This window comes from Melioribacteraceae bacterium, assembly GCA_019638015.1.
Taxonomy (GTDB): domain Bacteria; phylum Bacteroidota; class Ignavibacteria; order Ignavibacteriales; family Melioribacteraceae; genus JAHBUP01.
In genome coordinates this window covers 3,988,594-4,015,158 of the sequence record JAHBUP010000001.1, presented here as the reverse complement: position 1 = coordinate 4,015,158, position 26,565 = coordinate 3,988,594, and the positions used below count along the sequence as shown (strand labels likewise).

The window sequence follows — 26,565 nt, the reverse complement described above, 5'->3', positions numbered from 1 at the left end:
TGTGCACTTAAAGAGCATTATTTTAATCATTAAAATTAATTGAACGAGAAATGAGTATTCTTCCGAACGAAGAACTAATCAAGTTAACTTCTGGAGAATTAAAACAACAATTATTCAGTGTTCCAATTCATAGAGTAAAACTACTCTATTTCACTAAAAATAATCCACCCACGCATATTTCTAGAGCCAGTAAATCAATAGAAATTAAAATATCAGCTTCGATTGGAGGGCTACCTCTAAACGATGAGAATGTTGAATTGTTGTTTAAAGAAAATCCATATTTACAAGGATTAAGTGAAGAACAATTTATGGAATACATTAAGAATAATGTGGAAGTGAAAGTAAATGATTATACACTTGAAGAAGACGAACCAAGTATGATATTTTTAAGTCTCCCTATAGAAAAACCAAAAAGTGTAGTTGAAAATAAATTTAATCTTAATAACACCCCCAACTATTTAGAATTTAGCCCAGTCCAAAGATGGGAATATTTTAAAATGCTAGAAGATTTATCGAAACCCTATAGTCGAGATATAGTTTTAGTTTATCTGTATTGTCTTGAAAGAAGACTTCTCGAAAAAGAAGCTTACACGATAGCGACTAATGAAATCATCTCTTTAGTAAATTATAATAAGTTTTTACAAGACCAAGATTATCTAATTAAAATATTAATATTTGTGACCATAAAGTGGAATGATTCTTATTTTATTAAGTTATTACTAAAGGAATTAAACAAATATCCGATTAATCGATACAGTCTTATGATTAAATATCATTTAAAAATATCACTTAAAGCTGAGGATTTGTTTGTTTTGGTACAACAAACACCCAATATCAACAAGAGATACTTAAAGGAAAATTCAGATTTATATTTTAATGTTTTGGAAAACACATTTGAAGAATTCTTTGGTAGTAAAGAATATCACTTCTACAATGAATTTGATAAAGAAGAGATTCCACTAAGCTATTTTAATCCATTTCAAAATTATTCCAAATCATTGAGTGAGGAAATTGCAACATTTAAGATTTATGATTTTGTGTATTTTAATACTTTTCAACAGATAATTATATCATTTCACACCACTGTTCATGCTAGAATTAAAGAATACAAAAGGAAAAATAGAGCAAAAAGTAAGTGATTTTATACTCTTAGAAACAAAGATTGTCTACTTTAACCGATAGAATAAGTAAAGTCTATTGTCGTTTAATAAAATATATGCACATAACCCGCACTTCAGCCCGACCGCTTCCCTGCCTGCCGGCAGGCAGGTGTCGAATCGGTCGTAGTGAAAAGTTATTGGGTTTGGTATTTCAAAGTTAGTTGCTCATAAAATTGTGATTGCAATAAAAAACTGAATTATAAATAAAGTTGTGCATTTCAAACCGTCATTGTAATTATTGGCGGCGGGCTAAGCGCAACGCCGTTATACCGTAAATAAGGAATTGAGTGTTATGAAAAGTAATATGAAAAAAATGCTCATAAACATTATTATTCCCACTATATTTTTTGTGGTGCTGGGTATATTCTTTGTCGGTGGTTTTATAATTGATCCGCGCAATACTCTGTTTACTTTTACTATATATGGTTTTGCGGCAGTCCTTTTTTATAATCTTATCATTCGATATAGTGTATTGACATTTATTTTGTTCGGGCTACTGTTCTCATTGCTTGCATTAGTGATCTTCAAACCAACTGTAAATATTATGATGAATATTAGAAACATAAATTGGTTTATCCTGATTGGTATTATGGCATATATTATTTCAAGATTAAAAAAGAGGGGATATTATAAGGATTCCATAGTAAAAGTAATCGTTTCTTGGTTTATAGGATTTATAGTTGTCTATGTTACAATGACCGTACTAAATATATACATATATCAGTTCTATCAAGTAGATGAAAGGATTGGTTTATTATTCTACTTGAAACAAGCAATAAAGCTAGGCAGTATTTTGGGAATAGGAATTGGTTTTGGTATTATAGTAGCTCAATCACTTAACAACAGTACTGGAAATAATATTAAAACGGTATAACCCGCACTTCAGCCCGACCGCGTCTCCGACACGGTCGTAGTGAAAAGTAATTGGGTTTAGTTTTTCAAAGTTGGTTGTTCATCAAAGTGTGTTTGTAATAAAAAAATAGATTAATAACTAAAGTTGTGTTTTCATCCCGTCATTGTAGTTATTGGCGGCGGGCTAAGCGCAACGCCGTTAGGTGAACGGAGGGATAAAGATGAAAATAGGATTAATAACAATTCTACTTATTACTATTTTTATTTCAGCGGGATGCCGTAAAGAAGTAGTGACATTAAATCCGTATGAGCAATCCATTTTAGAAAGCGCAGTCTTTGCCAATATTACAAAACTACAATCCGGGAAAGAAAAAGAGATACTAACAAAAAATAATATCAGGAATATGATATTTATAAAAGAATATACTGATAGCAATATAATTGATAGTCTCGATTTCGTGGAACTTGATCAAAAAGGCAAGATAATTAGAAGAACATATTATGATGAATGTTTAGAAAAGATGGTTCGACAAGATTTTAACTATAATGATGAAAGGCTTTTAAGAGTAGATCATTATACATACAGATATCTGACAAATTCAGTGTTAGAGAGCTGGATGGAAAAGGATACTTCACGATTAATAAGTTTTGAATGGGAAGATTATACTTATAATGGCGACACAATTACTGTAGAATCTGGAGCTATGATTTGGAAATATATAATGGATGAAAATGGTAATATCAAAAAGAGTCAAACTATTGCGAAAACCAACAGCAATAAAATAGAAGGTATTTATTTAACTACTCCTCAAGGTATCCAATTAGAAATTATTCAAGAATTTAACGGATCACCTGTAAAAGATCAAAAACAATATATTGTATCTATAAATAAAGTAATTGAATGGAGTAGTTTATCCTCAATGCACATTCGAAAAGAGAATATCTATGATGAAAGAGGATTATTGATTGCTATGAATTATTACAGAGATGATAAACTTTATGCGATAACAAAAGTAAAATACAGCTATTACTAATCTGTAAGTATTAGTTCACCTAACCCGCACTTCAGCCCGACCGCTTCCCTGCCTGCCGGCAGGCAGGTGTCGAATCGGTCGTAGTGAAAAGTTCTGGGGTTTAGTTTTTCAAAGTAAGTAGCTCTTAAAATTGTGATTGCAATAAAAAACTGATTTATAAATAAAGTTGTGCTTTTCAAACCGTCAATGTTGTTCTTGGCGGCGGGCTAAGCGCAACACCGTTAGGTAGCGGGGTTAAAATGAAAAATAGAGTTGTAGTTTTTGTTCTGTTTCTTCTTTTTATGGCTTGTTCAAATAATGCTGTTGAGTATCCAAATATTGATACTAAATCATTATCTGCTCAGTTAAAGTGGGACATGAATTACAATTCTGTTAAATCCATTCTTACTGATAATTTTCAACTGAGATTTAGCAAAAAGATTCCACAAATGAATTCTGAAGGAACCGCCTATGAATATCTTGGTGGTAAATATCACAACTTTGCTACACATAGCTGGGTTGTTGCTTTTGAATCTGATTCCCTTCGCATGTTTTCAATTAAAATTGCTAAAGAGCAACCAGCTGACAATGAGATTGTTTATAATCAACTGATAGAACAATTTAATTCTGAATTAGCAAGTGATACGGTCGATGAATCTGACTCAAACAAATGGTATGTAAAAAACAATAACAATATAATTTCTGAGGTTTTGATTAGCATAACCTCTGATAAGACTGGAATAGCAATTATATTTTCAAAGTCCATAATTAAATAATAACGCTACCTAACCCGCACTTCAGCCCGACCGCGTCTCCGCCAGAGGCGGACAAGTTCGATGCGGTCGTAGTGAAAAGTTATTGGGTTTGGTATTTCAAAGCTAGTTGCTCATAAAATTGTGATTGCAATAAAAAACAGATTAATAAATAAAGTTGTGCATTTCAAACCGTCATTGTAATTATTGGCGGCGGGCTAAGCGCAACGCCGTTAGGTTTATTTCTATGTGGGACATAAAAACAGATTATAAAAATCTTTCTAAAGTTGAAACTTCGCTTTATGGAGAAGTTTGGGCACCAAATGATTTTGGACAGTATTCTAGATTTGTTTCATATCTAGCTGAGGTTATTGGCCAGAATGCAATTTGGAGAGGACAGTCAATAATTAACTGGCCATTCCATTCTTCGGCAGTTCGTAGAATCTTAAAATTTGGTTGGTCTGAAAAAGGAGGTATAGATAGTCCGCATGCTAAATTCGACTATGAAACTAATAATTTGCGGAAGGTAGTCACAGAGTATGAACAACAACTATTAATCGAAGCTAGAAGAATGGGATATGATTATCAAAACGGTAGAAGATTATACGACCTTGAATTATTAGCTATTCTTCAACATTATGGTGCAGCTACACGTTTAATTGATTTTACTAAAAACGCTTTTATTGCTCTTTGGTTTGCGTGTCAATCTGATAAGAATGAAACTGGTGTTGTTTTTACTGGAAGACTGGATAGTAAAAAAGGTAGAACAAAAAGGCTTATAAATTATAATGATATTATGATACCAATAGATAAACTATTAAGAAACAACCAAGATACAATGTTCATTTGGGAACCTATGCACATATTTCAAAGAATGAAAATGCAACAAGGAATATTTTTAGTTAGCGAACCGATTGCTGATACATGGGGTAGTTTACCAATAAAGAGTGTTGGCATTCCAGATCCAAAAGTTTGGAACTTTGACTGTAGTCTTATTCCGATTGCGATCACTCCAAAGCTTAAAGAAGATATGAATTCTATGGAATCAAATTATTGGAGTGGACTATTTGGTTATTCTGTTGCGACTTTATTCCCTGAAATAGATGGTTTTTGTAAGTATCATAGTTCTGAACAAGATTATGATTTAAATTTTCCTTTCCCAGAAAAAGTAAAATGGGAATTCTTATAAACCTAACACGCAACTCAAAACCGACTGCTGTATCCGGTCGTGGCATTAGCAGTTTAGCTTGGTAGTGTTTTATGAAAGTGAGAAGTAATTAAATAACATAATCAGTAAATCGTGGTGTTGGTAGCGTAAACCGTGCGGCAGCGGTTTAGTTGCAACATCGTTAGCCATACAATAAACAAATGGAGGTGTTTAATGAAAAAGTATTTCATTATCGTTTTATTATTCAGCATTCTTTGCTCATCATTCTCATTTGCTCAAAATTATTCGCTTAATACTTCTTATCAGCTTGGTAGAGATGGTGAATATTATGGCGTTTCTGCCTCAAGATGGATTAAAACATGGAATAATGAAAAGGTTATTCTAAGAGGAACGGCTGGGTTTGTTGTTGGCACTCATTGGGGCGAGAAATCAGATGTTAATGAATTTAGAAGAGTTGAACTTGGTATTGAAAGTCGAAATACTATGGTTACCGGCAAAGACTTCTTCAATATTATTAATGTCAGTTATCTATTAACATCTTACAACAGACAAGATGAAACTAATCTTGTGGGCATGAAAGAGAATGGTTGGATGTTTTCATTTGGTTTCGGAACGCGGTTAATTTCTCCAGCATTAGTTACTGCAAGATATGTCTGGGGACCACAAAGAGGAATACGTTTAGGAATTGAATTCGATTTCTAGAAAAGCTTTTTATGTTTTTTATTAGTCCAGAATTGTAATGGCTAACCAGTTCTTCAAGGCCGACCGCTTTAAACGTTGCGGCTTTTGCGTGGTTATTAAGTTGCGTTGTAATTATTAGTTGCTCTTTGAAGTAGGTTACAAAAGAAAAATAAATTATAAATAATCGGCATTGGTTTTCAAAGTTGCATTGCTGTGTTGGGCGGCGGCTTAAAAACAACGCCGTTAGCTAGCTAAATTTATGCAAGATATTTATTTCTATTACAAATTAATTGATGGATTCCAAAATTCTGAAGAAGAGTTTAATGGCTTATATGAAGATTTGGGAGAATGCATTGATTCTCTTGCATTTCTTGTTAATACGATATGGCAAGAAGGAATAAAAGATGATCCTTGGAATTATTATGCTGAAACGCTTGGGATTAAGTTTATTACACAATTATCATCATTAAAGAATCTTTCAAAGGGCACAAATCTAGTTTTTAATACATTCTCAAAATCAATAAATGTTATTGACGTTTCTTCCTTATATATCCTTATTAGATCGTTGATAGAGAACTATCTAATATTTTATTATTTGTATATCGAGAATGTGTCTAAAGAAGAAAAGAGAGCTCGCTGGATTGTTTATGAAATAAGTGGTTTGAAATCAAGACGAAAGATTCTTGATCCTAAAATAGTTTACGAAGAGAAAAGAATTAAACTAGAGTCAGAAAAATTGCAAATTGATAGTTTAACTCAAGAATTGAATAATAATATTTTTTATCAAACACTCGATCCAGAGGTTAAGAAAAAAATAAAAAAGAATAACCTGGCTAAAATTAAAGATTGGAGTGCAATTATTATTGAATCTAATCTAAGTGATAGATTTAGAAGAGCGTGGAAATTATATTCTAACTATTCACACAATGAATACCTCTCCTTGATGCAGATTAAAGATTATTGGTCGAAAGCAAATGATACTTTATCAGTTAGAAATCATGAGCTTTTTAATTGCTTGACATTATGTTCAGCAGTAATAATAGAATACACCAATCTTTATCCAGAAATTAAAATTAATTATGAAGGTCTGGATAACCATAAAAAACGAATTATTAATCTCTTAAATGGAGTTGCTAAAGGCGCTAGCTAACCCGCGTCTCAGCCCGACCGCTTCTTTGAATCGGTCGTAGTGAGTTTTTCGGGTTTGGTTTTTCAAAGTTAGTTGTTCTTAAAAGTGTGATTGCAAAACAAAACTGATTTATAAATAAAAGTTACGTTGACAAAACTTAGCCGTTTGTTATGGGCGGCGGGCTAAACGCAACGTCGTTATGTTGCTAAGTAAATTAACAAATTGAGGTTTTAGTGTTTATTAACCTTGACATCCAGATTCTTATTCAATTGCTCATCTCATTAGTCGTGATTTTTATCATTCTTCTCTTTCTATATCGAAAAAGTAAAAATTATTTCAACTTGTCCCAGAAGTATGAGCTAAATGTTAAAGAGCATAATGAATTTATTGATAGATATAAAGGTGTTATCAATATTGATGAAGCATTAAAGTCAAGACAGACTGAATTATTAGAAAAAGAGAAAGCAATATCTAACTTGCAAAGCGAATACATTGACAAAGAAAATAACTTGAATAATGAATATGTGGCAAAAAAGAAAATATTTGATTCATTATTACACGAATTACAAATACTTGAAGAAGATTTAGAATTTAAAAGCTTTGGACTATATAATCCCCACTATGATTTTGATACTTCGGAAAAATATCGTGCTAAATTAGATGAAATAAGAAATCAACAAAAAGAGATGCTTAAAAATAATACCGCTGCCGTTTGTCACGTTGAATGGACAGTAAACGGAAGAAAACGAGAAGGTCAACAGTTCACAAAAAAATATCAGAAATTAATGGTACGTGCTTTTAATAACGAATGTGATGCAACAGTACTTAAAGTTAGATGGAATAATGTTACACGCATGGAAGAAAGGATTAATAATGCTTTTGAAGCTATTAACAAACTTGGTACTGTACATAATATTGAAATAACAAACTCCTACTTGCATCTAAAAATGGAAGAACTTCGGATAGCTTTTGAGTATGAAGAGAAGAAACAACAAGAAAAAGAAGAAGCTAGACGTCGTAGAGAAGAAGCTAAAGAAGAAGAACAAGTACAAAAGGAAATCGATGAAGTTTTAAAGCAAGCTGATAAAGAAGAAATGATTTATCAAGATGCCTTGGAAAAAGCACGAAAAGAAATATCAACTGCCAAAGAAAATGAAATTATTGGATTAAATAATAAAATTGAAGAATTGCAAAAGAGATTATCTGAAGTAAATGAAAGGAGAGAACGAGCAATATCACGTGCACAATTAACAAAATCTGGTTATGTGTATGTTATATCAAATATAGGTTCGTTTGGCGAAAATATTTATAAAATAGGTATGACTCGAAGATTAGAACCACTAGATCGAGTACGTGAACTAGGTGATGCTTCAGTTCCATTTCGTTTTGATGTTCACGCTCTGATTTATTCAGATAATGCCCCTGAACTAGAAAATAATTTACATAAAGCTTTTGATTTGAAACGTGTGAATATGGTCAATAATAGGAAAGAGTTCTACAATGTTACTTTAGAAGAAATTGAAAAAATTGTAAAAGATGCCAATGGCGAAATAGAATTTATAAAATTACCAGAAGCACGTGAATTTCGAGAAACTCACGCTATACTTAATAAAAGTGCAGAACAAATTGAGAATAAACAGAAATATAATTTCCCAGATTCTTTATTAAATCAAGTCGCAACATAACCAGCCAATCAAGACGGACGCCGTTTTCGCATTTGGCATTTGTGTAATTATTGGCTTTGTAGTTCCGTGTAATATTGCTTGTGGAAAGTAGTTCTGTTAAATAAATTTTTTAATAATCATTGGTGTTTGCTTTTTAAGTGGCATTCCTGCTCTGGGGCGCCGCTTATCGGCAACGCCGTTAGGCGTATAATTAAATAGCGGAATTTTATGGAAATATTTCCAATAATAGCATTGGTAGTTAGCTTCGGTGTAAGTGTTCTACTATTACATTTTTATAATCGACGCTTTAAAAAAATACGAGAAATGAAAAAGGAACAGTGGGATGATTTTGTTAAAAAAATATTAAAAGCTTTTCAAGATGAAGTTATTAATAATTATAAAGACATTGTCGATTTATTTGACGGGCATCGTATTTCAATAAATTTCAGCCGAGGCAAGATCTGGAACATTAATAAATTACTTAAAGAAGTAAAACTTTCACACATAATTCAAACTAGTTTGAGAAAAGATGAAAAGAATAGTGTATTGAAAAAAATAAACCTAATTATTAGCGAGTCTGATGAAATAGTATCTCAACAAGAAGTTAACATACCTTTTGAGAAAGTTCCAGCTGAAGAAAGGAATATCTTGTTGGATTTATTAAACTATCACCAACTAAAAAATGATGAATATATATTTACAAAATTAAAGTCTCTATCAGCATTAATTATAGTTAGAGAAGAGACATTAAAAAAATTAAGTGAAGAAAATGCTGAATCACTGAAAATTACAAAGAGGAGTTATTATTTAGCCGCCATATCAATTTTCATAACAATTGCATTGGCAGTTTATTCTTTTTTAAAGTAAACGCCTAACCCGCACTTCAGCCCGACCGCTTCTTCGAATCGGTCGTAGTGAAAAGTAATTGAGTTTAGTTTTTCAAAGTAGGTTTCTCTTTAAAGTGTGATTGTAATAAAAAACTGATTTTTAAATAAAGTTGAGCTTTTCAAACCGTCGTGGTTGTGTTGGGCGGCGGGCTAAGCGCAACGCCGTTAGTTGCCAGTTTATTAGAGGCGATTATGAAAAAGATATTAATGATTTTGAGTATTCTGTTCTCTATTTCGCTGATTGAAAAAGTAAATGCTTGTAGTTGTGAATGGATTGGACCATTTTTTACAGTAGCCAAGGGAACGCATCTTGTTGTTCTAGTAAAAATTAAAAACTATGGTTCATTCTCCGGAAATATGCCAATGTCGATGGAAGTAGAAGTAATAGAGCTTATAAAAGGAGATGATACTAGAAAAATAATAAAAGTATGGGGAGACACTGGAATACTATGCCGTCCATATCTCAGCAGATTCCAAAGTGACAGTATTTGGGTGTTGTCTTTGTTCAAGAGTCGTAGTGAAGGTTATTCAAGACATCCTGAAGAAAAAGAAGGCGATTATAATATATCCGGTTGTGGTGAATATTATATGAAAGTTAAAAACGATACAGTTATTGGGTTGATTGAAAACGTCAATTATAATGATCTACCTCAATATATGAATCTTACGAATTTCATTGCTTCAGCGAAGCAAATACTTACATCTGTCAAAAAAGAACTACCATATTCCTTCGAGTTGAGCCAAAACTATCCTAATCCTTTTAATCCAACAACAAATATTTCATATTCAATAAAAGAAGAGGATTTCGTAAAATTAAATATCTATAATACTCTTGGAGAAGAAGTTGCTGTTCTAGTTAATGAGCGGCAGAAGAGAGGGAAATATTCAGTAACATATACCGCGCATAATATTTCAAGTGGTTTTTATATTTATAGAATTATAGTAGGTAATTCCTATAGTTCAGTAAAGAAAATGATGTATCTAAAATAAAAGGCAACTAACCCGCACTTCAGCCCGACCGCGTCTTTGACACGGTCGTAGTGAAAATTTATTGGGTTTAGTTTTTCAAAGTTGGTTGCTTTATAAAGCGTGATTGTAATAAAAAACAGATTAATAAATAAAGTTGAGCTTTTCAAACCGTCGTGGTTGTGTTGGGCGGCGGGCTAAGCGCAACGCCGTTATACAAAGATTATGATGAAATTTTCGGAAAGACAAGGATTTAAGAATTTTAATGATTTCATTCAAACTGATTCAATGGATGATTCATTACGTAATTCAATATGGAATACAATTCTCACTGTTTATTATTCTAAGCATATCCATAATTGTGTTAAAACAATTGCTTATCATTTTAGAAAAACTCCACTAGACGAACTCCCATATGAAGATTATGCTAAACGTGAATGGTTAAAAAAATATTTCTTTGGTCTCAACTGGTATGAAGTCTATGACTTGATTGAATTCTTGGTAACGCATCACAATTTAATTATTGAAGAAAAATACTCTAGTAAAACACGACAACAATGTGAGATGTGGAATTATATTCTTGAAAGAGATAATTCTGGCTATAGATTTATTGGTGAATCATTGGCCCCAATTTCTAGTCCTGTAGAAATTAGTGAGGTTAATAAAACTTTAGAATTAACTACAAAATATAGACTTAAAGGTCCCTTTGATCATATTACAACTGCTATAGAACATTTAAGTAAAAAACCAGAACCAGATTTCAGAAATTCGATCAAGGAATCAATAAGTGCTATTGAATCGATTGCAAAGATCATCTCAAATGAAGATTCTCAAGGTTTATCTGGTGCATTAAAAATATTAGATGAAAAAGTAAATATACACGGTGCACTAAAGACTTCATTTCTGAATTTATATGGTTATACGAGTGATGAAGGTGGAATAAGGCACTCATTACTTGAACAGTCTAAAGTTACTTATGATGAAGCTAAGTTTATGTTAGTTAGTTGCTCGGCTTTTTTAAATTATCTTATAGCCAAATCTGTTGAAGCGAAAGTATTATAATCACTTTGTATAACATGCGTCTCAAGCGGAACGCTGAGGCCGGTCGTGGTATTTGCAGTTGAACATTGTTGCAAAGAGAAAAGAAAAGTAATTAAATAACATAAACAGTAAATCGTTGTGTAGGTAGCGTAAACCTTGTGGCGTCCGCTTAAACGCAACGCCGTTATATGGTTAAAAATCAAGGGAGGGTTAAAATGGTAAGGATGATAGTAACAACATTACTTTTTATTTCATTATCTACAACTCTATTGTGCCAAGAGGCAAAACAAAATTATAATATTCTCTTTACGAAGGAATGCAGTTTACCAGACGCTTCCGATATATTATATAATGCATATTCAAACGTTTCCGGAATAGAAAATATTACAGATTTGAAGCTAGAAAGAATCCAATTCAACTATGGGAAAATATCAATGCATATTGATGATAAGCCTAATTCAGAACAAATTGATAAATTGTTGAAAAGCCAAAATCTTGTTTCGTATGAAATTATCATCACTAAAAATATGTATAAAGATTATCATGAAGTACAAAAGAATAGTAACAAAAAACAAATCGGCTATTCCCAACCAAAGAAATATCAATTGAATCTCAAGTATAATTTCAAAACAAATCCTCAAGAGGAAATAAATTTGCTAACTGAAGTATTTGGCAAAAATAATTATGAATTTGAAAAAGATGCAAATGAGCTTATAATATCCATCCCGAAAAATAAATCAGAATCATTTATCAACGGATTAAAGAATAATAATAAAATTGTATATGTCCAAGCTCTGTAACCATATAACCCGCACTTCAGCCCGACCGCGTCTCCGCCAGCGGCGGACAAGTTCGAACCGGTCGTAGTGAAAAGTAATTGGGTTTAGCTTTTCAAAGTAAGTTGTTCTTAAAAGTGTGATTGTACTAATACATAGATTAATAAATAAAGTTGTACATTTCAAACCGTCATTGTTGTGTTGGGCGGCGGGCTAAGCGCAACGCCGTTATATGCTTAGTGAATAAATAGGTAAATGAATGTCTGAAGAAAATAAATATGAAAAATCTGATAAAGAACGAAGTGAATCTGTAAATAAAATTCTAATATCAACCTCATCAAAAAAAGTTGTCGTAGCCGGTCCTGGGACTGGGAAAACTTTTCTTTTTAAAGAAATTCTAAAAAACAAATCAAATACGCTAACTCTTACTTTTGTTAATTCCTTAGTTGAAGATTTATCTCTTGAATTATATGGAATGTCCGATGTTAGAACACTTCATAGTTATGCAAGGGGAATGCTTGCTAAGCTCTCAAATTCCGAAATTAATGTATTTCACAAATTTTCCAGAATTGTTAAAGAAGATGCCAAGATTCTACTCAATGTAGAGATAGATTCCAGTAAATTATTTCACGAAAGAGATGATGATAATGATCATCTTAAATTTTTCAAAAAAAGGCGTGACTATTATAATTATTACGGCTATGCATCGATCATTTTTGCAATTGTTAAATATTTTGAAAAATATAAAGAAAAAGTTCCTATTTACGAACAAATATTAATTGATGAATTCCAAGATTTTAATTTATTGGAAGTTTCACTTATTGACCTATTATCTGAGAAAAGTCCAATTTTGTTGGCTGGTGATGATGACCAAGCACTTTATGTATTTAAGAGCGCAAAAACAAAATACATTCGAGAAAGATATAGCGGAGTAATACCAGAATATGAAGCATTTACACTTCCATATTGTTCTCGTTGCACAAATGTAGTTGTTGAAGCTACAAATGATGTTATTAATGAAGCTAAAAAGCACGGATTATTAAACGGACGTATTGAAAAGGAATACAAATATTTCAATGATGAAAAGAAGAATAAGATTTGTGAATTACATCCTAAAATATCATATGCACAAGTATTTGATAAACAAATTCCTTGGTTTATTGAAAAGAGTATAAAAGAACTAGTCAAGCAAGAAAGAAAAAGTTTTTCAGCATTGATAATCTCGCCATATAAAAAGCAATCACATAATATTGCTGATAGCCTGATCGCAAAAGGGTTTCAGAATATTGATTTCGTTATCAAGGACGATGATGATATCAACATACTAGATGGATTCAAATTATTAATAGAAAACAAGAATGACAATCTTGGTTGGAGGATTGTAACCAAATTTATTCTACCAGAAGAAGACTTTATTTCTTTGATAAAGGGAACTGATGCTCAACCTGATAAACCAATCAAAGAGTTTCTTACGAAAGAGTATAGGGACAAGATCAATTGTATATATAAAGTTCTCAAATATATTAAAGAAGATAAGCCTATTAATAAAGATGATTTTGATAAGGCAACTTCTACACTTGATATTAGTTCTTATTCAGTTATAAAAGAATATCTATACAAACAAATTGATAATAACAATATAAGAACCGGAGATCCTGCATTACGAAAAATTCCTATTAAGTCTACGACAATCCAAAGTTCAAAAGGGTTAGCTGCTGATATTGTTTTTATTACACATTTCGATGATCGTTATTTCATAAAAGATACAAATGTTACCGATCAAGACATTTGCAATTTTCTCGTAGCAATTACAAGAACTAGAAATAAACTATTCTTGATTTCATCCCTTAAGGAGGAACCAACATTTTTAAAATGGTTGAATAAAGATCGTTATGAGAAAGTTACAGATTGAATAATAATAAAACGCATATAACCCGTTTTCCAAGCCGACCGCTTTAAACGTTGCGGCATTTGCATGGTTATAAAATAGCGTTGCAAAAGTTAGTTGCTCTTTGAATGTAGTAAAGTAAACAATGTTTATAATAAATTATTGGCATTGGCTTTTCAAAGCTGCATTGCTGTTTTGGGCGGCGGCTTAAAAACAACGCCGTTATGTGGTTTAATAAAATCGGAGGTATAAATGAGTAATCCTAATATTTCTGAAATTGATGCACTTAAAATTGTTGACGATACTCTCAGTAAAGTCAGCGAACAAGATGGTAAAAAAAGAATTATTGAGTGGATAATATCTAAATATTTTAATGACTCAAATGCGTCATTTTTTGAACCTACTATTGAAAAGAAAAAACGCGCAGCAAAGAACAATAAGCCCAAAAAGCAAAGTAAAGTAAAAGCATCCTATAGTATCATAAAGGATATGATACTAAAACCAAAAAACAAAAAGTCACTAAGAGACTTTGTTAATGATAAAAAACCTTCTAATCATAAAGAAAAAATAGTTGTCTGCATTTACTATTTAACCAAAACACTTGAAAAACAGAATGTGAATATTAATCACATTTATACTTGTTATAAAGATGTAGATTGGAAAGTCCCCAAAGACTTTAAGAATATGTTGCATCAAGCTGGATCTGAGGGTTGGCTAGATACAAAAGAGGGAGAAAATCTTCTAGTAACTCCTATTGGTGAGAATTTAGTTGAACATGATTTACCTCGTAAAGAAAAGGTGAAAAATAAATGAAACCTGAGGAAATATTAAATAATCTTCCACCGAAAATAAAAGATGAATTATTTAATTCGTTTAATGAGGTTCTGAGAAATTATAGAGAGCAAAGATGGGAGCCCTCTGAATTGAATGGTGGCAAGATGTGTGAGATTATTTATACAATAATTCGTGGTCATGTTGATGGACATATTCCTGATACGTCTTCAAAACCTCGTAATTTTGTTGATGCGTGTAGAAATTTAGAACAAGCACCTAATACATTTTCTCGTTCTATTAGAATTCAGATTCCAAGAATGCTTATAGCACTTTATGAGATTAGAAACAATAGAGGTGTTGGTCATGCTGGCGGTGATATTAATCCCAATCAAATGGATGCAATTGCTGTTGTGTATATGACCAAATGGCTCTTGTCTGAACTTATTAGAATATTCCATAATGTTGAAATTGAGATTGCACAACAAACAGTTGAAAAAATTATTGAGATTCTTTCACCAATTATTTGGGAAGTTGAAGGTAACCTTAGAATTTTACAAACAGATTTGACTATGAAAGAATCTACTTTATTGCTGCTATATCATTCCCAAAATGAATTAGATGAAACTAAACTAATCCAATATCTGGAACATTCAAATTCTACAGTATATAGAAGAGATGTATTAAGAAAGTTACATAAAGATCGGCTTATTGAATACAATGAAAAGACTCGAGTATGTCGAATATCTCCGAAAGGTATTGAATATGTAGAAAAGGAGGTATTACCCAAAACCACATAACCAGCGTTTCAGCCCGACCGCTTCTGGCGAACCGGTCGTTTGGTTGGTCGGGTTTGGTTTTTCAATGTAAGTTGTTCATTAAAGTGTAATTGTAATAAAAAACTGATTTTAAAAATATAGTTGTGTAAAGTTTGTTGCATTGTAGTGTTGGGCGGCGGGCTAAACGCAACGCCGTTAGTTTACTAGGAGTTATTAATGAAAATCGCAATAGTCGTTGGAATAAGTGAACATGACAATGTGTCGTATAATTTAACCGCTCCTCAAAATGATGTTGATTATATATATGAAGCATTGCACGAGACTGGTAATTATGAAGAGTTATTAAAAATTTCTGAAAAGTTATCTAGTGTAAAATTGAAGGAAAGAATAACAGATTTTATTGAAAAATTCAAAGAACAAGATATAGAGGAAGTATTCTTTTATTTCAGTGGGCATGGTAATTTCGATGGCAAAGAATTTCATTTTATTCTGAGCGATTATAAAGATACCCAACCCAAACAAACTTCTTTAGAAAACTCAGAATTAGATAGTTGGTTAAAATCAACAAATCCACAACTTGTTATTAAAGTTGTTGACGCATGTAATGCTGGTGTTCAATATGTAAAAGATCCGCAAGCATTTAAAAAATATATAGATGATTCGAACAAGAAATTTAATAATTGTTATTTCATGTTTTCATCTCTTAGCAATCAATCATCGGTTGCCAGTGACAAAATAAGTCTGTTTACAAGTAGTTTTTTACATTCTTTAACTACAAATGCCAATGCTATCATTAGATATAAGGATATAATCGATTATATTTCTGATGATTTCGAAAATAACACATATCAAACTCCTTATTTTTTAGTGCAAGCAACAAATACAGAAAAATTTGGAGCTGTTTCAGAGGCTTATCGCAAAAAAGTTGATGATTTTATGGCCGATAAAGTTAAGAATGACGATATTAAAGATGATGAGAAAGAAACAACCCCAGATATTTTAGACTTTGTAAAAAAGGAAGCTGCTAAATATTGCACCGAAGATGAACTAATATCCCGCCTTGAACATATTAAGAACCAAATCATCGACTATAAATTAAATTCAGAGTTAAGCAATCTGTATGATATCAAATCAACGTTTTTAGAAGAATATGGCTCGTTTTTCAAAGGTTTAAATCAAATAGGAGATTGGCTAGAAGAAAATGATGCTAAGTATTTCGCCGAAGTTAAAAGAGAACAAGAAGCATATTATATAGCAGATCCATTTGATGCTATGACGGCACTTACGGGTGGAGAACGAAGAAAAATTAAAAAGTATAGAGAAGTTATTGTTGGCATTGAAATCACACAAGAAGTGCCTTACAAGGCAATTGAGATTATCGGTTATCCAAAGTACGAAAACTTGGAATATAACGGTTTGTTATTACTTTTCGTTTTTTCTAAAACAAAAATTAGGTTCTTCTATTCTTTTATTTCGTTCAAACAATTAAACTGGAATGAAAAAAGAATTAAAGGAGAAACGAAATGGAAGACACTTGAATGTGATTTGAAAGATATTGAAACCGTATCTAATGAAATCAATAACATTTTGGGAATGTACCAGAAATTTATATTAGACCCATTAGAAAACAGATTTCGTGATGACGTAAACTAACCAGCCGCTCAAGTCCGCCCGCTGAAACGATTTGAGTGTTGTGCAGTTTTAAGGTTACCTTTTTCGTTCAGCATTTTGTTCTAAGTAGTTTGTAATCGTAAGCTGGGTCGCCGCCAGTGTTGTGAAATATACTGGCGGCTACAAATTAATAACATTCGTTGTTAGTTAAGCATTGCTGTTCTGGGCGGCGGCTTAGCGGCAACATCGTTAGGTGCAAAGTGAAATTAAAAATATATAAAGTTATCACTGTGGTTTACATTAGTGGAGTTCTGCTATCTTTATTGTTAATGTTAGTCATAAACAATAATGACCCCTCACAAGAAAAATATAACTTGTGGTATCAAGAGCTGTCAAAAGAGAAAAGTCCTTTCTATTGCAGTGGATGTAAAAATCAACTTTCAAAAAATGAAGTAATGAATATAAACGTTGATTGGTTAATAAGTGAAAAAATTGTTAATTGTCCCTACTGTGGTATTGCTCTGTATAATAGTAAAGATAAAGGTTCAATTAGTAAGCTTAGAGAATTTCAGAACGAAGAGAAGCAATTATTTATCGGTAAGTATGGTTCGATCCAGCCAAAATGGGAAAGATTTGCTGGTTGGCTTTTTTATTCTTTCATCTTGTTTGTAATTATATTTTATATAATTAGTAAGGTATTTTTATTTCTTGCTTGGATAAATAAAAAAAAGATACTAAATGAATCCTAAATAATAGTTTCAAATATTGCACCTAACCCGCGTCTCAGCCCGACCGCGTCCTCGACACAGTCGTAGTGAAAAGTTATTGGGTTTGGCTTTCAAAGTCGGTATCTCTTAAAAGTGTGTTGAACTTATAAATAGATTAATTAATAAAGTTGTGTATTTCAAACCGTCGTGGTTGTGTTGGGCGGCGGGCTAAACGCAACGCCGTTAGCTTTACAAAAACCGTAAGGTATATTATGATAAGAGAATACCATGAAACAGATTTAAAATATGTTATTGAAGTATGGCATAGCTCAGTATTGATTGCGCATAATTTCCTAACGGAAGAATTTATTAGAATCGAGCAGAATAATTTGATAGATGTATATATCCCAAATACGAAAACATTTGTTTATTTGTATGATAATATTGTAGTAGGTTTTATATCATTAATTGGAAACGAGGTTGGAGGATTATTTGTTTCTCCTCTTTATCAACGCAAAAATATTGGTAAACTACTAATAGAGTATTCTGAAAAATTAGTTGGCAAATTAGAAGTTGAAGTTTTTGACAAGAATATTATTGGTAAATCTTTTTATTATAAGAATAATTTTTTGTTAATAAAAGAATCAATACATAAAGAAACAAGCGAAAAAGTTTTGCGTTTACGTCAAAAGTAAAGCTAACCAGCTCTTGCACCCGACCGCTTCTTTTCAAAGCGGCATTGGAGAAATTATTGGGTTTGGTTATCAAAGTAAGCGTATAGATGAAGTTTGTTCTAATAAACAAATTAGTTAAAAAATATTGGCAGTGGTTCTTCGTTTCGTCATTGCTGTTCGGGGCGGACGGGTGAAAAGCCACGCCGTTAGGCCAATTGTTAAGGAGTTATTATGATTTCAGAAAAAAGCACACAGTCATATTGGGATACTTTTTTTAAGAATCAAATTGAAGGTGAATCTGATAGAGCTACGGTTATAATAACTTCTTCAATACTTGATCAAGCTCTTGAATCAGTTCTTAGAAATTACTTAGTTCAACTTAATTCAACTGATGATCCATTGTTCGACAGCGCATATGCACCATTATCAAATTTTAGTGCTAAAATAGATTTGGCATTTCGAATTGGCTTACTTCCTCCAAATTTTGCTAAAGCTTTGCACCTCATTAGAAAAATTAGAAACGATTTTGCACATAATGTTAGTGCTTGCACATTTAATGAACCTCAAGTTAGAAATCGCGTTCTTGAACTTAATAAAACGATAGGTGTGACAAATTTGCTATCTGGTAAATTAAAGAATTTCCAGCCTGGAGTACGTGGTGATTTTGAGATGAATTCTTCTTTACTTATATGGATGATTTGGGCAGATGCTGAAAGGATTCAAGCTCTAAAGACTCCAGATGAATGGAAACCTTCAGAAGAATTAACAAATAAGATTATTGATTCTGTTGAAAAAGTACAAAAACAGACGAATACTGTTTAATAAATATTTTCTATGGCCTAACCCGCAATTCAAAGCGACCGCTATCTTCGATGCGGTCGTTTGATGTGGTTATCGGCATTCGTTTTCGAAATAAGTTTGTTGTGTAAGTTGGATTTAGTTAACAAAATAGATTTAAAACAAAAAGGTAGTTTGCAATTGTGGCATTGTAGTTTTGGGCGGCGCTTTAATTGCAACGCCGTTATACGCTCGGAGTTAATATATGTCAGATTCATTTTCAAAAAGAAAAGGTTTCATTCCACAAGAAATAGAAATTAAAATCAGAGAAGAGGCGCCATTTGAACTCAGAGGTGTATTAGTAGATTTATTTTACGAAATCGGATTTACTCCTAGCTCTCTTAGGGCAATTTTTTGTCAAGTTTTACGAAAACGTGCTGATGAAAATAATTGGTCAGAATATCCAAACATTGATAACGAAGTTAGATATTTGATTGACAATTGTGAGTGGTATAAAGTTTATGATATTGTTGAACAAATCGCTCAATCACTAAATTCGCACAATTACGAAAAGTTTGAGAATGAGTTAAATGAATATTTCAAATCAGAAGGCATTGGCTGGAATTTAGAAAATGGTTATTTAGAAATGAGAGGTTCTGAAGCTTTTCAAAAAATTGTTCATGATGCAAAAGCTACAATGGAAAAAGAAAACAAAGTTACTGCAAGTAGTGAATTGCACGAAGCTATTCAAGATTTATCACGAAGACCTGATCCAGATATTACTGGGGCTATTCAGCATTCAATGGCTTCATTGGAATGTATTGCAAGAGAAATAACTGGAGACAAAAAATCAACTTTGGGAGTCATTTTAGGAAAGAATAAAAAAATGATTCCTCCACCTCTGGATAAAAGTGTTGAGCTTGCTTGGGGCTTTGCATCAGAAATGGAACGGCATTTGCGAGAAGGTCGAAATCCAAGTTTTGAGGAAGCGGAATTAATTGTTGGTATTTGTGCTTCTGTAGGTAACTATTTATTAAAAAAATAAAATGTCGCGTATAACCAGCGTCTCAGCCCGACCGCTTCTCCGCCAGAGGCGGACAAGTTGGAATCGGTCGTAGTGAAAAGTAAATGGGTTTGGTTTCCCGTAAAAAGCACGGGACAGGTTTCAAGGTTGGTTGCCCATTAAAGTGTGATTGTACTAATAAATAGATTAATTAATAAAGTTGTGCATTTCAAACCGTCATTGTTGTTGTGGGCGGTGGGCTAAGCGCAACGCCGTTATACTGCGAAGGTTATCACTAAATATGGAATCTATTTTAGAAAATAAATTAATGACCTTATATAAAGATCAGATGATTTCCTTCTTAAAATCTAACCCAGAGCATTTTGATGAAGCAATTCAATTGGCAATTTCTGATAAACAACCATACTCATGGCGAGCGGCATTTTTATTATGGGGAAGTATGGAAGAAAACGACAAACGAATTCAGAAACACATTAGAGCAATTGTAAATTGTATTCAAGAAAAGGAAGATGGTCATCAAAGAGAATTACTAAAAATTCTTTATAAGATGAAAATTAGTGCAAAATGTGAAGGACGGATATTTAATATATGTATGAATTTATGGGAACAAAGAAGTAAAGCTCCATCGTTGAGAATGACCTCATTTAAATTTATTGTGAAAATTGTTAAAGAACATCCAGAATTATTAGAGGAAATTAATATTGTTACACAAGATCATTACTTAGAATCATTGTCCCCTGGTGTAAAAAGATCAATAGAAAAACTAATGCAAGAGATAATTCAGTAAAAGGCGGTATAACCTGCACCTCAGCCCGATCGCTTCTCCGCCAGAGGCGGACAAGTACGAAGCGGTCGTAGGGAAAAAAAATAGTTGAGTTTTACAAACATAAAAAGTAGAAGTGGTGGGATTCATACAGTAAAAAAAATAAAACAAAAAAGGTATTCAGGTAAAGTAGAAATAGCTGCTATTGACGGCGCTTTACCCGCAACGCCGTTAGGCTCCAAGATTTGATGTATCGTAATATTTAAAACAATAATTGGTTTTATATAAAAACTGGTTTAGCTTTTTATAAGTTCTATATAAGGGGAAATCAAGAGAGTTAGCCACCAACCGAAATTGGTTCAGAATCTGGTTTTAAAGTTGCATTTATAAAAAGTGTTGGTAGCTTATAAAGCTAACAGAGTCATCAAAAAGGGCTGGCAAAAAAGTGAAATAGTCGAGATATTGAGTTGAGGATAATATTTATATAACATTTTCATTACGGGGTTGTTTGTTCATTTAAGAATGGGCTTAAGTTAAAAAATGTATAAACCTAACCCGCGTCTCAGCCTTACCGCTTCTCCGCCAGAGGCGGACAAGTTCGACACGGTCGTACTGAAAAGTAATTGGGTTTAGCTTCCCGTAAAAAGTACGGGACAGGTTTCAAAGTAAGTAGCTTTATAAAGTGTGATTCTTAAACAAAACTGATTTTACAAATTAAAGTTGAGTTTACATTCCGTCATTGTAGTTCGTGGCGGCGGGCTAAGCGCAACGCCGTTATGTTGCTAAAATTATGAAAGGATAATTTAAATATGTATGAAATAGTAATTATTATAATTCTTCTGTTGCTAAATGGATTGCTTGCAATGAGTGAAATCGCTTTTGTATCTGCCAAACGTTTCAAACTAGAAGAAAGAGCAAAAAAGGGGAATGTATCAGCTAAGAAAGCATTGTTGTTATTAACGGAGCCTGAGAAATTTTTATCAGCAATTCAAATTGGGATTACATTAATCGGAATTCTGGCTGGTGCATTTGGTGGTTATGCAATGGCTGAAGATTTAAAACCATTTTTTGAAAATATTGCTTATTTAAAACCATATTCAATTGAATTATCATTTTTTCTAATTGTTACAATTATTACTTACTTATCATTAGTAATAGGTGAACTTGTTCCCAAAAGTATTGCCATGAATAATCCAGAAAAAATTACATTACTAATGGCGCCCATGATGTATCTTATTACAAAGGTATTTACTCCACTAGTTATCTTTTTAAGTATGTCAACAAAAATAGCATTGTTTCTGATACGGGTTAAAAAAAACGAGGAACCACCTGTTACAGAAGAGGAACTAAAATCGCTATTAACAATTGGAACATTACATGGAACTTTTGAGAAAGAAGAATCAGAAATGATTAAAAGGATATTTAGTTTTAATGACAAACGTGTTCCTTCTATAATGATTCCAAGAACTGAAATAGAATGGATAGACTCTTCGATGACAAACGAAGAAATTTTTCAGTTTATATCTTCGCATCATCATTCAAGATATTTTGTATGCGAGAATAATCTAGATAATATATTAGGATTTATCGAGGTTAAAGAATTTTTGATTAAATATCATATTGAACCATTTTTTGATATTCGCACCATTTTAAATGAAGTTCTAGTAATCCCAGAATATATTTATTCAATAGACCTTTTCGAAAAATTTCGCAACCTAAAAACAAATCTTGCATTAATCGTTGACGAATATGGTGGCTCTCAAGGACTAATTACACTACACGATTTGATTGAGGATATATTTGGAGAACTCCCAGAAAAACATGAAGAATCAGAACAAAGAATAATAAAAAGGAAGGATGGAACATTTTTAGTTGACGGTTCTACAGAAATAGCTAAAATAACCGACTTCCTTTCGATTGAAGTATTTGCTTCTGGTTATTCAACACTAAGCGGTTTTATAATGTATAAGCTTGGTAAAATTCCAAAGGAGGGAGATATAGTAAATTATGGTATGTATCAATTCGAAGTAGTTGATATGGATGGTAAAAGAGTTGATAAAATATTGATCAAGAAAATTGTTGAAAGTTAGAATTGCAACACAATAAGCCAATCAAGGCGGACGCCGTTTTTAGTGCGGTATTATTTAAATTTTTTTGTTTGGTTAAAAAATCAAGTTGCTCTTTTAAATAGGTTATTCTAATAATTTTTTAAATAAGTAAATAGTTGTTGGTATTGTTCGGCATTCCTGTTCTGGGGCGCCGCTTATCGGCAATTCCGTTAGGCAGAAAAGGGAAAATATGTATTTAATAGCAGTCTTTGGTTTTTTAATGATGATGTTTAGCATTGTTATGGTTGTAAATCCAGACTCCTTTTCGAATGGTATTATTTGGTTTAGTAAAAAATCATACTTTCACTTATTTGAAATTATTAGCCGAATAATTGTGGGCATCATTTTTATTACTAATTCGCCCAGTACTGTTTTCCCCAAAGTAATTTATATGATTGGTTTTATATTGGTATTAGTAGGCTGCGGTTTGGCATTAACACCGCCACACCTGCATAAGAAATATGCGGTGTGGTCAGCCAACAGTTTTAGAAATAAATTTCGCATAATCGGTATTGTTTCTATACCGTTGTCATTATTTCTAATTTATATAGCAATAGGAAAACAAATTGCCTAGCAATGAATTTTAGAAACATTTTGCACTTTGGTTCAAAGTAGCTCACTAGAAAAGTGTATCGTTATACACTGACTAAAGAAATTATTGATCGTCTCAAATAGATTCAGAAAGTTGAATAGAAATAAAAGCGAAACGGGACAATATATATTGCTAATAAAGCCTTAACTGCCTAACCCGCACTTCAGCTCGACCGCTTCTCCGCCAGAGGCGGACAAGTTCGAATCGGTCGTAGTGAAAGATAATTGGGTTTAGCTTCCCGTAAAAAGTACGGGACAGGTTTCAAAGTTGATTGCTTTATAAAGTGTGATTGTATTACAAAACTGATTCCAGCCCAAAAACGATGGGCAAGTATAAATAAAGTTGTGCTTTACAATTCGTAATTGTAGTTATGGGCTACGTCTTAGCCACAACGCCGTTATATTGCTAAATAATAAGGAGTATATCGTTGATAATTTTTTACGGGTTCTTAATTCACTTAATTTTTAACAATAACCCGAGGTTGATATGAAAAAGTTATTTGTTCTATTCGTTTTGTTTATGTTCAGCAATTTATCAGCACAAGCTTTAGAGCCAAAGTCAATGTTTTCGAATGTCTGTTTTGGGGTTTTAGTTGGATCAAGTTTTAACACAATACCAACCGCTGGAGCTACGATGAGCATTGAGGTCAAATCAAATGTAACTTCAAATATTAATGCAAAAATATCACTTGGCTATTCAACTCTTTATAATGATAATTCTTATGAAATAAGAAGTTATAGATTTGTGAGTTTTGACAACTATTCGAAATACCACACTAGATTATTTATGGTGGACAGAGTAAAATATACTATTATTCCTGTTACCCTGGGTGCAGAATATCTTATTACCGAAGCACAATTATCACCATTTACTTTACTTGAGGTTGGTTATAATTTCTCAAGCTCCATAGCTGAAGGAATAACGCACGACGGCATTGCTGGAACATTTGATACAGTAAACGAAATACCAGCGGCGTATCGAAAAATAGCCCCCGGATTGGAAGATGGTTCATCATTTAGTATAGGGGTCGGCATAGGAGCTAGATATAAACTTACCGATAGAATGGATATGAATATTAGATATATTTATCGTTACAACGATACTATAGTCAACAATAACCAGATATTATTTGGATTAACATTTTAGTGAGAAATGCAATATAGCCCGCCAATCAGAGCGACTGTTTTAATCGTTAGGACATTGTGCGAATTATAGAGTTGAGTTACTTAAGATTATTGCTTATTGTGTTTAGTGAATGATATGAATTTAAAAATAATTATCGGTATAGCTTCTCCGTGTTGCATAATTGTTATTGGCGACGCTTTAAGTGCAACCTCGTTATATCACTTGTGTCCTTGAATAAGTTAACGGCAAGCTTTACTCAAATTATTGTAATTATAAAGAAGAAAACTGTGAAAATTAAATTTGCATTTACCTATTTCTTAATGACAATTATCGGGTATCAAATCCTACTAGCTCATAATTTTACCAATATTAAAGAAGATAAAAAAACGACAATTGACAGTATTGTTGAAAAGAAAATGAGAGAAGTAAAGATAGTTGGAATGGGATCAGCAATCATTATTGACAAGAAAGTAGTATGGACTAAAGGTTATGGTTATGCCGACAAAGAAAAAAATATCCCATTTACTCCTTCAACGATTATGAATATTGCTTCTATAAGTAAAACCTTTACAGGAGTTTGTTTAATGAAAGCGGTGGAAGATGGAAAAGTATATCTTGATGAAGATATTAACACTTATCTGCCGTTCAAAGTAATTAATCCAAATTATCCTAAGGAAAAAATTACATTAAGACATTTAGCCACACATACTTCTGGACTGGCTGATCGGTATCCTTTTTATACTGACAGCATGTATTTTTACGGAGGTAAAAAACCAGAACCATTAGGTAATTTTTTAAAAAATTATTTTGTGGAGGGTGGAAAATATTACTCAAAAGATAATTTCTTGAAAAAAAAGCCTGGCTCTTACCGTGAGTATTCCAATATTGGGGCTGGTTTAGCGGGGTATATTATTGAGTTGAGCACCGGACAGAAGTTAAACAAATATGCAAAAAAAAATATTTTTGAGCCTTTAAAAATGGAAGATTCGGGTTGGGCCTTAGAAGAAATTAATATCAATAATCACGCCCTCCTCTACCAAAGACAAGGAGATAGTATCATAACTGTCCAATTATATGAAGTCACAACTTATCCCGATGGTGGTGTTCGAACTTCCGTAAACGAGCTATCAAAATTTTTTATTAGTTTATTGAATGATGGAGAATACAATAACGTTAGAATCCTTAAAAAGGAAATGGTTGATGAAATGCTTCGCTTTCAATACACCGAGCTAAATAAGCCTGAGAATGTAGAGTTAAAGAAAATTAATCAAGGGATTTTTTGGGCTACGAAGATGAGTGCTTCTCGAATAGGACACAATGGCTCTGATCCCGGAGTAAGAACCTTTATGCTTTCCGATATAACTAAAGAAATCGGGGTAATCATATTTTTTAATACTTCGCTCAGTGAAGAGGATGAAGGTAAATTTTTTGACATTTATGTAGAACTCTACAAATATGGATTAAAATTAAAAAATGATAAAACAATCAGACGTTAATAACTTGTATATGGTAATAAGTGGTGCAGTAAAATCGAAGGTTAATTGGTTTTTATTGCACAATTTACACCCTGGTTGCACAAACGTTGGCGCAGGTTGTAAGTGCGGAATTCCTGTTATGGGGCGACGGTTATTTGCCCCCACGTAAGAGCTATTTCAAT

The 26,565-nt window shown here is 32.5% G+C and carries 24 protein-coding genes; all 24 read left to right on the top strand.

Annotation, left to right across the window (positions count from 1 at the left end; translation table 11 throughout):
• Positions 1–50 precede the first annotated feature (50 nt).
• The 24 genes from KF816_17125 to KF816_17010 all read left to right on the top strand — a co-directional run bounded on the left by KF816_17125 (position 51) and on the right by KF816_17010 (position 26,404).
• Positions 51–1,139, top strand: a complete 1,089-nt coding sequence (locus tag KF816_17125; GenBank protein MBX3009750.1) for a hypothetical protein — start codon at positions 51–53, stop codon at positions 1,137–1,139.
• A 334-nt stretch (positions 1,140–1,473) separates the two neighbouring features.
• Complete coding sequence (locus KF816_17120) at positions 1,474–2,034, top strand: hypothetical protein (GenBank protein ID MBX3009749.1); 561 nt, start codon at positions 1,474–1,476, stop codon at positions 2,032–2,034.
• A gap of 199 nt (positions 2,035–2,233) precedes the next feature.
• Complete coding sequence (locus KF816_17115) at positions 2,234–3,046, top strand: hypothetical protein (GenBank protein MBX3009748.1); 813 nt, start codon at positions 2,234–2,236, stop codon at positions 3,044–3,046.
• Positions 3,047–3,285: 239 nt separating this feature from the next.
• Positions 3,286–3,801 carry a hypothetical protein gene (locus KF816_17110; protein ID MBX3009747.1) on the top strand — a complete coding sequence of 172 codons (516 nt, stop codon included), beginning with the start codon at positions 3,286–3,288 and terminating at the stop codon, positions 3,799–3,801.
• A gap of 223 nt (positions 3,802–4,024) precedes the next feature.
• Complete coding sequence (locus KF816_17105; GenBank protein ID MBX3009746.1) at positions 4,025–4,966, top strand: FRG domain-containing protein; 942 nt, start codon at positions 4,025–4,027, stop codon at positions 4,964–4,966.
• 192 nt (positions 4,967–5,158) lie between these two features.
• Entirely contained in the window at positions 5,159–5,647 is a 489-nt protein-coding gene (locus tag KF816_17100; GenBank protein ID MBX3009745.1) for a hypothetical protein, read from the top strand.
• 238 nt (positions 5,648–5,885) lie between these two features.
• Positions 5,886–6,776: a hypothetical protein gene (locus KF816_17095; protein ID MBX3009744.1), complete on the top strand. Its 891-nt coding sequence runs from the start codon at positions 5,886–5,888 to the stop codon at positions 6,774–6,776.
• Between the two features lie 320 nt (positions 6,777–7,096).
• The gene (locus KF816_17090) at positions 7,097–8,440 is read left to right on the top strand and encodes a DUF4041 domain-containing protein (protein ID MBX3009743.1); all 1,344 of its coding nucleotides are present in this window, start codon (positions 7,097–7,099) and stop codon (positions 8,438–8,440) included.
• 207 nt (positions 8,441–8,647) lie between these two features.
• Positions 8,648–9,286, top strand: a complete 639-nt coding sequence (locus KF816_17085; GenBank protein MBX3009742.1) for a hypothetical protein — start codon at positions 8,648–8,650, stop codon at positions 9,284–9,286.
• 212 nt (positions 9,287–9,498) lie between these two features.
• A complete protein-coding gene (locus KF816_17080) occupies positions 9,499–10,296 on the top strand; it encodes a T9SS type A sorting domain-containing protein (protein ID MBX3009741.1) in 798 nt (265 codons plus the stop codon).
• A 201-nt stretch (positions 10,297–10,497) separates the two neighbouring features.
• Positions 10,498–11,334 carry a hypothetical protein gene (locus KF816_17075; protein MBX3009740.1) on the top strand — a complete coding sequence of 279 codons (837 nt, stop codon included), beginning with the start codon at positions 10,498–10,500 and terminating at the stop codon, positions 11,332–11,334.
• A gap of 194 nt (positions 11,335–11,528) precedes the next feature.
• On the top strand, positions 11,529–12,113 hold the full coding sequence (locus tag KF816_17070) for a hypothetical protein (protein MBX3009739.1): 585 nt from the start codon (positions 11,529–11,531) through the stop codon (positions 12,111–12,113).
• A 235-nt stretch (positions 12,114–12,348) separates the two neighbouring features.
• Complete coding sequence (locus KF816_17065; protein MBX3009738.1) at positions 12,349–14,001, top strand: ATP-dependent helicase; 1,653 nt, start codon at positions 12,349–12,351, stop codon at positions 13,999–14,001.
• Positions 14,002–14,229: 228 nt separating this feature from the next.
• Positions 14,230–14,790, top strand: a complete 561-nt coding sequence (locus tag KF816_17060; protein ID MBX3009737.1) for a hypothetical protein — start codon at positions 14,230–14,232, stop codon at positions 14,788–14,790.
• A complete protein-coding gene (locus KF816_17055) occupies positions 14,787–15,548 on the top strand; it encodes a hypothetical protein (protein MBX3009736.1) in 762 nt (253 codons plus the stop codon). Before KF816_17060 ends, KF816_17055 begins: the two co-directional genes overlap by 4 nt.
• A 195-nt stretch (positions 15,549–15,743) precedes the next feature.
• Positions 15,744–17,180 carry a caspase family protein gene (locus tag KF816_17050; GenBank protein MBX3009735.1) on the top strand — a complete coding sequence of 479 codons (1,437 nt, stop codon included), beginning with the start codon at positions 15,744–15,746 and terminating at the stop codon, positions 17,178–17,180.
• A gap of 218 nt (positions 17,181–17,398) precedes the next feature.
• Entirely contained in the window at positions 17,399–17,887 is a 489-nt protein-coding gene (locus KF816_17045) for a hypothetical protein (GenBank protein MBX3009734.1), read from the top strand.
• Between the two features lie 230 nt (positions 17,888–18,117).
• Complete coding sequence (locus tag KF816_17040) at positions 18,118–18,540, top strand: GNAT family N-acetyltransferase (protein ID MBX3009733.1); 423 nt, start codon at positions 18,118–18,120, stop codon at positions 18,538–18,540.
• Between the two features lie 210 nt (positions 18,541–18,750).
• Positions 18,751–19,341 carry a DUF4145 domain-containing protein gene (locus tag KF816_17035; GenBank protein MBX3009732.1) on the top strand — a complete coding sequence of 197 codons (591 nt, stop codon included), beginning with the start codon at positions 18,751–18,753 and terminating at the stop codon, positions 19,339–19,341.
• Positions 19,342–19,561: 220 nt separating this feature from the next.
• Positions 19,562–20,341 (top strand): hypothetical protein, encoded by a 780-nt coding sequence (locus KF816_17030; protein MBX3009731.1) that lies wholly within the window; start codon positions 19,562–19,564, stop codon positions 20,339–20,341.
• Between the two features lie 259 nt (positions 20,342–20,600).
• A complete protein-coding gene (locus KF816_17025) occupies positions 20,601–21,107 on the top strand; it encodes a hypothetical protein (protein ID MBX3009730.1) in 507 nt (168 codons plus the stop codon).
• Between the two features lie 785 nt (positions 21,108–21,892).
• Positions 21,893–23,173, top strand: a complete 1,281-nt coding sequence (locus tag KF816_17020) for an HlyC/CorC family transporter (protein ID MBX3009729.1) — start codon at positions 21,893–21,895, stop codon at positions 23,171–23,173.
• A gap of 1,096 nt (positions 23,174–24,269) precedes the next feature.
• Positions 24,270–24,929, top strand: coding sequence for an outer membrane beta-barrel protein (locus tag KF816_17015; GenBank protein ID MBX3009728.1), 660 nt, complete (start codon positions 24,270–24,272; stop codon positions 24,927–24,929).
• A gap of 266 nt (positions 24,930–25,195) precedes the next feature.
• Positions 25,196–26,404 (top strand): serine hydrolase, encoded by a 1,209-nt coding sequence (locus KF816_17010; protein MBX3009727.1) that lies wholly within the window; start codon positions 25,196–25,198, stop codon positions 26,402–26,404.
• Positions 26,405–26,565 lie beyond the last annotated feature (161 nt).